The 11,016-nt window shown below is 75.3% G+C and carries 7 protein-coding genes; 3 read left to right on the forward strand and 4 right to left on the reverse strand.

What is annotated here, in order from left to right; all coding sequences use genetic code 11:
• Nucleotides 1-392 precede the first annotated feature (392 nt).
• From EMA17_RS35120 to EMA17_RS35130, 3 genes are all read right to left on the reverse strand, one after another.
• Nucleotides 393-1,472, reverse strand: a complete 1,080-nt coding sequence (locus EMA17_RS35120; protein ID WP_126641210.1) for an alpha/beta hydrolase family protein — start codon at nucleotides 1,470-1,472, stop codon at nucleotides 393-395.
• 62 nt (nucleotides 1,473-1,534) lie between these two features.
• Nucleotides 1,535-1,960, reverse strand: a complete 426-nt coding sequence (locus tag EMA17_RS35125; protein WP_126641211.1) for a nuclear transport factor 2 family protein — start codon at nucleotides 1,958-1,960, stop codon at nucleotides 1,535-1,537.
• Between the two features lie 76 nt (nucleotides 1,961-2,036).
• Entirely contained in the window at nucleotides 2,037-2,957 is a 921-nt protein-coding gene (locus EMA17_RS35130; RefSeq protein WP_126641212.1) for a zinc-binding dehydrogenase, read from the reverse strand.
• Nucleotides 2,958-3,191: 234 nt separating this feature from the next.
• Between EMA17_RS35130 and EMA17_RS35135 the strand changes: the two genes are divergently transcribed.
• Nucleotides 3,192-4,139: a LysR family transcriptional regulator gene (locus tag EMA17_RS35135; RefSeq protein WP_126641213.1), complete on the forward strand. Its 948-nt coding sequence runs from the start codon at nucleotides 3,192-3,194 to the stop codon at nucleotides 4,137-4,139.
• Nucleotides 4,140-4,146: 7 nt separating this feature from the next.
• Here the strand turns inward: EMA17_RS35135 and EMA17_RS35140 are convergent, their stop codons facing one another.
• Nucleotides 4,147-4,710, reverse strand: a complete 564-nt coding sequence (locus EMA17_RS35140; RefSeq protein WP_126641214.1) for a hypothetical protein — start codon at nucleotides 4,708-4,710, stop codon at nucleotides 4,147-4,149.
• 223 nt (nucleotides 4,711-4,933) lie between these two features.
• Here EMA17_RS35140 and EMA17_RS55560 point away from each other — a divergent pair, with 223 nt between their 5' ends.
• Both EMA17_RS55560 and EMA17_RS35150 read left to right on the forward strand, forming a co-directional pair.
• Nucleotides 4,934-9,889 (forward strand): tetratricopeptide repeat protein, encoded by a 4,956-nt coding sequence (locus tag EMA17_RS55560; protein ID WP_126641215.1) that lies wholly within the window; start codon nucleotides 4,934-4,936, stop codon nucleotides 9,887-9,889.
• A gap of 132 nt (nucleotides 9,890-10,021) precedes the next feature.
• Nucleotides 10,022-10,444 carry a hypothetical protein gene (locus EMA17_RS35150; RefSeq protein WP_126641216.1) on the forward strand — a complete coding sequence of 141 codons (423 nt, stop codon included), beginning with the start codon at nucleotides 10,022-10,024 and terminating at the stop codon, nucleotides 10,442-10,444.
• Nucleotides 10,445-11,016 lie beyond the last annotated feature (572 nt).

Below are 11,016 nucleotides of genomic sequence, written 5' to 3' on the forward strand. Positions count from 1 at the left end.
AGGGGCGCGGCACGAGGCCGAGCGGAGGCTGGGGGGCTCGGCGAGGCGAGCCGCTGCGCTGGACGGGGACCGGGCCGAGCAGGGGCGCGGCTTGGGGCCGGACCGAGACTTGGAGCGCCCGGCGGGGCCGGACACTGCGCTGGACGGGGACCGGGCCGAGTGGGGGCACGTTCTGGGGCCGGCCGGGCGGAGGTGCGGCTGGGTCGGGCGGTGCGCTGGGCCGGGCAATGCGGTGGGTCGGGCGGTAGGCCAGGTCGGGTGGGGTGAGAGCGGGGGTGGTGCGCCGGGCGGGGGCGGAGGGGGGCTTGGGTGTTTGGCGGTCCGTCGCATGTCGGCGGTTTGCACGCCGGCTGTCTGCGTACGGACGGGTTGGCCGATGACGGCGCTCCCCGCTAGCCGAGGCGGTCGGTCAGCCAGTCGCATGTGTCGGGGAGCCAGGCGGCTTGGGCGTTGCAGAGGAGGTGGTCGCCGTGGGGGATCAGCAGGACCTCTGCCTCGGGGGCGTCGTGACTCACGTGGGCGGCCGGCAGTACGCCGGGGGTGATGTCCTCGCCGCCCTCGACCACCCGAAGGGGCGCGCCGATTCGGTCGGCTGTTCCGGTGAGGTCGACGTGGCGGGCGAACTCCTCTGCGGCGGCCGGGCTTCCGGTGCGCACCGTCAGCGTTTCCCGGACGAACAGCGGGAGTTCCGGCCAATCCAGGCGATACGGGCCGCTGACCGCGACGACGGCCGCCACGCGGGGTTCGTGCGCGGCGGTCAGGAGCGCGTAGAAGCCGCCCAGGCTCAGGCCGATCAGTCCGACCCCGCCGCGCGTGTCCAGGTCCGCCCGCGCGTCGAGGGCGTCGATCACCCGGCTCACCACCCGGTGGTAGTCGGCCCGCGGCGCGGTGTCGACCAGCACCCCCTGACCCGGGCCGTCGAAGGAGAAGACGGCCAGTCCGCGCCGCAGCAACGCCTCGTCCACGGCGTGGAATTCCTCCTTGCCGGAGTTCAGCCCCGGCGCCACCACCACGACCCGGGGCGGCAACGCCGCGTCGACCGGCCGGCGCAGCCATCCCGCGAACCCCTCCCCCTCGATCCGGACCACGCCCGGATCCAGATATCCGAACGCCCGCCGCATCGCCGCATCGGCCGCGCGCGCCACCACGATCGTGTCCGCGTGGTCGGCGGCCGGCGGGAACGTCGCGCAGTGCAGCCACCGGGCGGCGGTCCGGAACGCCTCCCCCGCCGACACGTCGTGACCGCGCGCCGCACACCGCTCGCCCACCCGCAGGTACGCCTCGCCGACCCGGCGGAACGCGGCCGGCCACTCGGCGAGCGTGTCCGGGCCGGCCGTCGTGACCCGGTCGTACTCGTCCGGATCAAGCCCGCAGGCGATCGCCCGCGATCGGTTGCCGGCGGCGAACTGTGCGAGAAATCCCGGGATTTCGAAGACGGTGGAGACATCGGGGAGCGTGTTCGTGGACGTCATGGTCGGCGTTCCTGCCTTTCGGACTCTGTGTGGAGACTCGGGTGGCGACGGCTCGGTGGACGTCAGGCCGCGACGACGTGGTTCGGGAACAACACCCGGGCGGTGTGGCCGGTGTCCGCGTACTCCCGCACCGACGTGATCCGACCGTCCGCCACCTCGAAGATCCCGAGGCACCGGTTGTGGTATTCGACGCCGCCGACCGTGACCGCGTCGGAGGTCCATTCGGCGAACACGATGTCGCCGTCCGCGTGGATCGACGTCAGGCGGATCCGTACGGTCTCCGGTCGCAGCAGCGCGCCGACGTCGCCGAGGAAGTCCTCGATGATCGTGTCGCGGCCGACCCAGGTGCGGGAGATGGGCAGTTCGCCGGGGTAGGTCCAGGTGGCGTCCTCGGCGAAGCTCGCCCGGATCGTGGGCAGATCGCCATCGGCGACCGCCTCGACGTAGCGCGTGACGACGGTCTTGGGGTCGGTGACGGTGGTGGTCATGGCGTGCTCCCGGGTGCTCGGTACGGACAAGAAGTGCGGTGGACGGGTCGGGTGGATACGAGGGCGGGCGCCCGGGTCAGGACACCGTCAGCACCGCCTTCCCTCGCACGCGCCGCTCGCGCAGGTCGGTGAGCACCGCGGCGGTCTCGGACCAGTCGGCGACCAGGCCGAGTTCGGGGTTCAGTCGGCCCTCGGCGACCAGTCGCACCAGCGTGCCGAGGTCGGCGGCGAACGGCGTGTCGGAGTCCATGTAGTGGAAGTGGCGCAGCGTGGCCGACTCGGGCCCGGCGAAGAAGTCGAAGAAGTCGAGGGTGACCGGGGTCCGACTGGCCTGGCCGAACCAGATCAGCAGCCCCCGTCGGCGCAACTCGGCCAACGCTCGGGGCAGTTCGGTGCCGCCGGTGGATTCGAGCACCACGTCGTACGGGCCGACCGCGTCGCCGACGTCGTGGACGACCGCCGCCGCGCCGAGTTCGACCAGACGGCGGCCGCGCTCCGGGGACCGGGTGACCGCGGTGACCTCGGCCCCGGCCGCGGCGGCCAGTTCGGTGACGTAGTGGCCGACCCCGCCGGACGCCCCGGTGAGCAGCAGTCGGCGGCCCGCGACCGGCCCCGCCGTACGCAGCAGCCGCAACGCGGTCAACCCGGCCAGCGGCAGCGCGGCGGCGACGGTCGCGGCGATCGATTCGGGGAGCGGCGCGAGCGCGGAGGTCGGCACGGCGACGTACTCGGCCCACCCGCCTCCCATCGGGTGCCCCACGACGCGGGTGCACACCGCCGGTCCCGAGCCGTCCGCCGCGGCCTGGACCACCAGCCCCGCCACGTCCTTGCCCGGCCGGTGTCCCGCTCGCGGCCGCTCCAGCAGGAAGGTCTCGCCCCGGTTCACCGCGAACGCCTCCACCTTGACCAACGCCTCGTCGGGACGCGGCCGGGGCTGCGGCACCTCCTCGGGGACGACCCAGGACCCGATCCCGCCGCTCGGCGTCAACGCCTTCATCTCGATGCCCTCTCCTCGCCGTGTGCCGGGCCGCTTGCCCGGTGCCGGGCCGCCCGTCGTGTGCCGCGCCGCCCGCCCCGTGCCGAGTCGCGTGCCGTGTGCCGTGCCGCCCGCCGGTCCGGTGCGCCGACCCCGCGTCCCCGTCGGGTGCAAGACAACGCCGCCGGGCGCCGGACGGTCCAACAACCGACCGACCCACCCGACAACCAGCGGTTGTCGCCTATGGTGAGCGGCATGGATCTGGACCTCGCCCGGGTGCGCGCATTCGTCGCGGTGGCCGACCTGCGGCACTTCGGCCGCGCCGCCGAGCAGCTGGCGATCACCCAGCAGGCGCTGTCCAAGCGGCTGGCCCGCCTGGAGGCCGAGGTGGGCGCGGCGCTGGTCGACCGCGGCGGCGCCGGCGGCCGGGGCGTCACCCTCACCGAGGCCGGCGCACGCTTCCTGGAGCCGGCCCGCCGGGCACTGGCGGCGGGCGAACTCGCGGTCGGCGCGGTCCGGGACGCCCGGCCGGCGCTGCGTCTGGACGTGTGGGGGCACCTGTACGCGCCGATGCGCACCGTCGCGCAAGTGCTCGACGCCGCCCCGGACCTCGACCTGGAGCCGAGTGCCGGGCGCGACCTGCCGTCGGTGGCCTCCGCGATCCTGCGCGGCGACGTGGACGCGGGCTTCGGCCGGGTGCACCCGCTGCCCGGACGCGCCCCGCTCGGGCTGACCCATCGCCTGGTCCGCCTCGAACCGGTGGACGCCGTCGTCGGCCCCGACCACCCCCTGGCCGGCGCCGCCGAACTGCGCCCCGGTCAGCTGCGCGACAGCGTGTTGTGGTGTCCGGCGGCGGTGGACCGGCTGGACTTCCTGGCCCGATTCGCCGCCGCGTTCGGGATCGTCGAGTGGGCGGCCGGACCCAACCTGGGCCTGACGCCCTTCCTGGAGCACCTGCGCGACGACCCCACGTGCTTCGCGCTGCTGCCCGCCGACGGTCCGCTGCCCGATGGCCTCGCCGTACGGTCCATCCCACTGGTCGCGCCCACTCCGCTGTACGCGTGGTCACTGCTGTGGCACCCGGACCGGCCACATCCGCGACTGGACGCGCTGCTGCGCGAGTTCGGCCGAGTCGGCGCCGACAACCGCTGGCTCGACCACGATCCGTCCCGGGACTGGCTCCCGGGGCCCGACGACGCGTGAACCCGCCTCAGGACACCAGGTCGCGCCAGAACGGCACCGTGGGCTCCGCGTACTCGATGCTCCCGTCCAGGAACTCCGCGGTGAGGTAATCGGTCAGGTTCGCGCCGTACACCACGATGTCGGTCTGCATCATCGACAACACCGGATGCCCCCACTGACCCTCGATCCCGGGCAGATAGCGGTGGCCGTACACCGGCACCATCCTCGGCACCCGCGCCAGGTGATAGCGCGCCGACTTGAGCGCGTGTTTGAGCTGCGCCGGCCGCGTGCCCCACTCGTCCGGCCAGAACGCGTTGTGCTCGACGTCGAACAGCACACCCTCGGCGGGCAGGGCCAGTCGGGCCCTCAGGTCGCGCGCACCGCCATGGCGCCAATTCGGCCACCCCTTGCCGGTCGGCAGCGCGGCCGACAACATCGTCCTGTGGTCGGCGGCGAAGCGGAACCCGAGGTCCTGTTCCACGGTCTCGAACTCGGCCCCGGTCAGGCCGGGCAGGAGGTCGGCGCCGGTCCGCTCCAGAAGCAGGCGGAAGTCCCGCTCGGTCGGTCGATCCGGGGACGGTGTGCTGGTCATGGCCACCGAGCGTAGTCGGCGCCGGTCGCCGCGCCGGGACCGCCGGGGCGGCACGCGGCCGGATTTTATCGGAACCGGCCCGGCAAGCACCTGAAAGTCGGCTGACCGGTGTTCTAGCATGAGCGCTCGATGCTGGGATGAACGGTGCTGATTGAACGGTGCTGGTTGAACGGTCGGGGGACCCGTTGATCGACGAAGTTCGGCATGCCCCGCGGGCCGCCCGATGACGGTCCCGCTTCTCGCCGCCGTCGCGGCACTCCTCGCCTTGGTGGCCGCACTGATGTGGTTCGGATTCCGGCGCAGGCCCGCCTCGGTGGCGGCCCGCGCCGACACGCTGTTGGCCCAGGCCGAGGGGGCGCATCGGGCGGGACGGCTCGCCGCGGCCGATCGCGGCTATCGACGCGTCGCGGACGCGCTCGGCAAACCGGGCGCGCCGACCGGCCTCGCCGCGACCCGGGGCCGGGCCCTGGTCGGCCTCGGCGAGGTGGCGGGCCGCCAGGGGCATTCGGCCGACGCGCTCGCCGCCTTCCGGGCCGCGTTCGCGCTGACCACGCTGCCGCCCGGCGCGCTGGAGCTGACCGCGGCCGACGCGACGCGGCGGGCCGATCCGGGGCCGCTGGAGGTCGCGTTGTGCGTCGACCTGGTCACCCGCACCGACACCGACCCCGACCATGCCGCCTACGACTTCCTGGAGGCCCGGTGTGTGGTCGCCGCCGGGGCGTCCGAGGCCGAGCTGATCGCGGTGGAGGCGCTGGCGGCGCGGATCGAGGCGGGCGCGCCGCGGCTGGAGTGGGCGGTGTACGGCCGCGCGTGCGCGCTGCGCGACCTGGGCCGCGGCGCCGAGGCGATCGCCGCGTTCGAGCGGGCCGATCGGCTGGTGCCGCGCGCGGCCACCGGATACGAGCTGGGCCGGCTGCACCGCGACGCGGGCCGCCCGGACGAGGCGCTGGCCGCGTTCGAGCGTTCGCTGACCATCGAGCCGGAGCGGCCCGAGGTGCTGTACGCGATGGCGCTGACCCATCTGCGCCGCAAGCCCGCCGACAAGGCGCAGCGCGTCGCCGCCCTGGAGGCCGCGGTCGGCCTGCTCACCCGTACCTGCACGCTCGCCCCCACCCACGCCCAGGCCTGGCTCGGCCTGGGCCGGGCGCAGCACGCGCTCGGCCACGACGACGCCGCGTTCGAGCCGCTGCGCCGGGCCTGCGAGTTGATGCCCGAACACGTCGACGTGCAGATGGAGTTCGTCGACCTGGCACTGGCCCGGGGGCAACGGGCGGCGGCCATCCCGGTGTTGCGCCGGGTGGTGGCCGGCCGGCCCCGACATGTCGCGGCCAACCTGATCCTGGGCACGCTCCACGACGAGGACGGCGACTTCGTCGCGGCGGCGCCCTGTTTCGAGCGGGTGGTCGCGGTCGAACCCGGCCATGCGCGGGCCCGCTTCGGCCTGGGCCGCGCGCTGTTCGAGCAGGGCGAGGCGGGGCGGGCGATCCCGCACCTGGCCGCGGTGCCCGAGCGGGACGCGGCGCAGCACCACCTGTTGGCGCGGGCGTACAGCGCGGCGGGCGAACCGGCGGCGGCCGACGCGGCGTTCTCGGCCGCGATCGAGGCGGGCGACGACAGCGCGATCGCCCACCACCGGCAGGCCTGTGTGCGGTTGCGGCGCGAGCTGCGGCAGGACGCGATCGCCTCGTTCTGGCGGGTGTTGGACCGCGCGGACGACGACTCGCCGTTGGCCGCCGAGGCGTTGCTCTTCCGCGGCATCACGTATCGGGAGGAGGGCGATCTCGGCGCGGCGCGGGCCGACGCGGACGCCGCGGTGGCCGCCGCGCCGCGCGACGCCCGGGCGCACTACGCGCGCGGGCAGTTGGCTGTCCTGGAGGACGAATGGGCCACCGCCAGGGGTGCGTTCGAGACCGCCGTCCGGCTCGACCCGGACTACGCGCCGGCCCGGTTCGGGCTGGGGCTGGTCCGCGAGCACGCGGGCGAGCACGAGGGCGCGGCGGAGGCGTACGAGCACGGGCTGGCGCGCCGGGCGGACTGGACGCCGGCCGTGGTGCGCCTGGGGGCGGCCCGGATCGCGGCGGGGCGGCTCGCGGACGGCATCGAGGTGCTCGGGCGGGTGCGCGGCGAGCCGACCGGGTCGGCCCGCTTCCATCTGGCCCTGGGCTACGCCCGGCAGGGTCGGGTGGAGCGCGCGGACGAGTTGTGGGCGGCGCCGGGCGGGGTCAACGACGCGATCCGCGCGCACAACGTGGCCACCGCGCGCGATCTGCTGGCCCGGGCGGCGCTGGCCGCCGGGGACCACCCGCTCGCCCGGGAGCACTGGCAGGCCTGTCGGGACGCGTTCCCCGAGCACGACGGCTACCGCACCGCGCTGGCCGAGACGTTGTTCCGGGAGGGCGCCGAGTTGTTGCGGTTCGGCCGGGACGGCGGCGCGCGGTTGGCCGCCGCCCGGGATCGCCTCGGCGCGGCGGTGGCGCTGGTCCCGGGTGATCGCCGGGTCCGGCTGCACCTGGCGGTCGCGGCGCTGTACGCGGGCGAACCGGCGCTCGCGGTGCGGTTGTCGGCGGCGCTGGATCCGCTGGCCGATCCGCGGGTGGGGCATCTGGCGCCGCTGGCCCGGTTGGCGCTCGGCGCGGGCACGGTGTCGCTGGGCGCGCTGGTCGAGGCGGAGCCGGCGGCGTGGGCGGTGCGCGGGATGCACGCCGCGCGGGGCCGGCGGTGGGCGGACGCGGCGGAGGCGTATCGGCAGGCGCTGGTGGTGCCCGGTCCGGTCGAGCCGGAGCCGCGGGCGGCGGTCTGCGAGGCGGCGGAGTGCACGGCGTCGGCGCGGGCGGGGTGTGGGCAGTGCGGGCGGGCGTATTGCGCCGAACACGGCGTCCTGGTGGCCGCGTTGCCGGCCCGGTGCGGGAGTTGCGTGGACGCGGTCCTGGCCGCGCTGGCGTCCTGTGCGCACCTGGCGGGCACGGGGCCGGCGGCGGAGGCCGAGGCGACCCGGTGGGCGGGCGATGGTGGGCGGGCGGCGGCGCATCACCTGCTGGCGCTGTTGCGTGCGCAGCGGGGCGACCACGACGCGGCCCTTGCCGGTCTGGAGCGGCTGTTGGCCGGGCCCATGGCGAGCGACGAGGGCCGGCTGATCGCGGCCCGGGTGTATCTGCATCGGGCCGCGGCGCACAGCGCGGACCTGGTCGCCGCGTCGGCGGACGTGGAGCGGGCCGCGCGACTGGTGCCGGAGTTGCCGGAGGTGCGCCGGGCCCGACCGCTGCTGCGCTCGTGGCAGGCGCTCGCACACGCCCTGGCGGGTCGGCACGAGGCGTCGATCGAGATCCGCCTCGAGTCGGAGCGCATCGACCCGACGGATGTGCGCAACCTGCAATGCCTGGCGCTGTCCGCGCTGCGCGCCGGGCAGGCGGGCGACGCGGGCCACACCACCGGGATGTGGCGGCTGGTCTGCGGGACGTGGGCGACGGTGTTGTACACCCCGAGGTTTTGGATCGATCTGGAGGCGCGGACCGGGCGGGAGATCTCCGCCGAGCAGATCCACACCGCGCGACAGGAGCAGATCGAGCGGGTGTACCGGGAGTTGCGCGAGCGCGCCGCGCACAGCGAGGGCTCGGTGGCCGCGCTGTATCGCAGACTGGACCGGCACTGGGCGTGGGAGGTGGCCGCGACCGAGCGGGTGGCGGCGCTGGATCCGGCGCCGGCGCCGATCGTGTGCGGGCCGCTGTTCCTGGCCCGGGTCACCGACTCGGAGCAGGGCTCGGACGCGGGTCTGGCGCTGGCCGAGGCGGTGCGCGCCGCCGCCGATCCGCACACCGGCGACCTGCTCGGGCCGCTGGGGATGTACCACCACCTGATCGACGTGGGCCGCTTCGACGAGGCGGTGGCGGGGCTGACCGGGCTCGCGGGACTGGCCGGGCCCGACGCGACGCCGGGGGTGGCCGCGCTGTTGGCCCGGGCGCATCTGGCCCGGGCGCGGGACCTGGGCGGGCGCGGGGAGTGGGCGCAGGCGCTGGGGTGTCTGGAGCAGGCCGCGCCGATCCCGGCGGAGGCGACGGAACTGGCGGCCGAGGTGGGAATTCGCGCTGCCGAGGCGGTACTTGCCGCCGATCCGGCCGAAGAGGACGAGGCCGCCCGGCTGTTGCAGCGGGCGTGGGCGCTGGCACCGGACGGGCCGGGCCTGCGCGGGGAGTTGGCCGGGGCGTACGCGCGACTGGCCCGGCGGGCACACGAGGGCAGGCGGCATCGGGACGCGATCGCGCTGGTCCGGCAGGCGTTGGAGCTGACCCCGGCGGACCCGGCGACCCGGGCACTGGCGGGCGCCGCGTTGCGCGGGCTGGTGATGGAGTTGCTGGCGGCCGACACCGACGCGGCGGCGGCCGAGGCGGTGGGCGCGATGCGCGAGGCGTTCGCCCTCGATCCGGGCGAGGCGAGCCGGATCGGGCTGACCAACGCGCTGTTCCTGAGCGCGGAGCGGCTGGCGCTGCGCGGGGGCGCGCGCGAGCAGGCGGTCGCGGCGATGGCCGAGGCGATCGCGCTGGCCGACCCCGACGGCGAGACCGACTCCGTGGCCGCCGAGGCCCGCCGGCGGGTGGCCGCGCTGCTGGTGGAGACGGCGGGGGCGAGCGAGCGGGACGAGGACTTCGATCGGGCGATCACCCTCCTGGAGGAGGCCCGGCACTACGGCGACGACCCGCCCACCCGCCGGGCGTTGGCGTTCAACCACTACTACGCACGGCACTACGAGGTGGCGGAGAAGTTGTTGCGGCAGGAGATCGGCGGCGGCCTGGAGATCGACGCGCTGCGCGAGGCGTGGGTGGTGGTGGCCGTCGACTGGGGCTACGACCTGCTGGCCAAGGGCCGTGCGTACGACGCGATCGAGGTGTTGTCGGCGGCGCTGCGCGAGCACGAGGAGCCGAGGCTGCGGGACGCGCTGGTGGCGGTGTACCTGGGCGAGGAGCGCTACCAGGACGCGATCCGCACGCTGGAGGCGATCGAGTTGACCCCGGAGAACACCCGGCTCCTGGCACTCGCGCTGCACAACGAGGGGGTACGGCAGGCGAACATGGGCCACAACCACACCGCACTCGTACACCTGGAGCGGGCACACGAGTACCACCCGACGGAGGGCACCCGGGAAATCCTGGACGAGGTCCGCTCCCGAATCCACGGCTACTACTGACACCACCGCCGCACACCCACCAAGTCCACCGAGCCCACCACACCCATCGCGCCCATAGCCTCCATAGCCTCCATAGCGCGCCACAACACCCCACAAGGCCCATCGCACGCCGACCCTCTCGGAGCCCGGAGCATGCCCGCAGCCGAACCCTCGCCCTACGACGTCCTCGGCATCACCCCGGCCGCCACCCCACCCGAGGTACACGCCGCCTACGAGCGCGCCTTGGCGGCGGCCACGGGCGCCCCCACCCGCGAGGCATGCACCACCGCCTACCTGCACCTGCGCAACACGGGCCGCCGCCTGGGCGCCGACATCCTGGAGTACGCCGCCCCCGACCCGTCCACCACCGCGCGCGAGGCCTTCGCGGGCGTCGCCGAACAGCGCTTCCTCCCCCAGGACGCCCCACCCCCACCGATCACGACCCTGGTCGTCCTACGCCGCTCCACCACCGCCGAAGACCACCGCGAACCCCCACCCACGAACACCACCTTCGCCACCCCGGCCCGCTTCACCGCCACGGCCGACGTACTACCCCCGGTGGACATCCCCCGCTGAGCCCAACACCCCGCACCCAGACGCGTACGGGGGGCGCGGACGATCGCACTCGGGTTCCCGATGACCCTTTTCGACAGAGGCTGGGCACTCGGCTGCGGGCCGGCCGGTCCGGGTCGTGGGGTGGGCCGCCGCCGGCATGCGGGGCTCCGAGACGCGAAGCTCCCGACGAGACGGGCACGTTGCTCACCGAAAACCGGCCTGCAGCGGCGGGCCGGGAGGGCGCTCGGGTCGAGTTCGCCGGGCGTGCGTTCCCGAGCGGGCCGGGTCTTCTTCGGCGGGCGTCGCGCCTCGGGTCGCGGGTGGCCGGTGCGAGGCCGGCCGGAGTCGGTGATGGGCCGCCGGCGGCGTGCGGGGCTCGGAGACGGGGGGCTTTCGACGAGACGGGTGCGTTGCTCACCGAAAAGCAGCCTGCAGCGGCCGGCAGAGAGGGCGGTCGGGTCGAGTTCGCCGGGCGTGCGTTCCCGACCGGGCCGGGTCTATTTCGACGGGCGTTGCGCTTGTGGCTGCGGGTGGCCGGTCCGGGGCCGGTCCGGGTCGTGGGGCAGGCCGCCGCCGGCGTGCGGGGCTCCGGG

Source organism: Embleya hyalina (genome assembly GCF_003967355.1).
Lineage (GTDB): Bacteria > Actinomycetota > Actinomycetes > Streptomycetales > Streptomycetaceae > Embleya > Embleya hyalina.

Excerpts from the sequence above, each read along its gene's own strand:
- EMA17_RS35120 (WP_126641210.1), bottom strand. The coding sequence starts at position 1,472 with ATGACGTCCACGAACACGCTCCCCGATGTCTCCACCGTCTTCGAAATC.
- EMA17_RS35125 (WP_126641211.1), bottom strand. The coding sequence starts at position 1,960 with ATGACCACCACCGTCACCGACCCCAAGACCGTCGTCACGCGCTACGTC.
- EMA17_RS35130 (WP_126641212.1), bottom strand. The coding sequence starts at position 2,957 with ATGAAGGCGTTGACGCCGAGCGGCGGGATCGGGTCCTGGGTCGTCCCC.
- EMA17_RS35135 (WP_126641213.1), top strand. The coding sequence starts at position 3,192 with ATGGATCTGGACCTCGCCCGGGTGCGCGCATTCGTCGCGGTGGCCGAC.
- EMA17_RS35140 (WP_126641214.1), bottom strand. The coding sequence starts at position 4,710 with ATGACCAGCACACCGTCCCCGGATCGACCGACCGAGCGGGACTTCCGC.
- EMA17_RS55560 (WP_126641215.1), top strand. The coding sequence starts at position 4,934 with ATGACGGTCCCGCTTCTCGCCGCCGTCGCGGCACTCCTCGCCTTGGTG.
- EMA17_RS35150 (WP_126641216.1), top strand. The coding sequence starts at position 10,022 with ATGCCCGCAGCCGAACCCTCGCCCTACGACGTCCTCGGCATCACCCCG.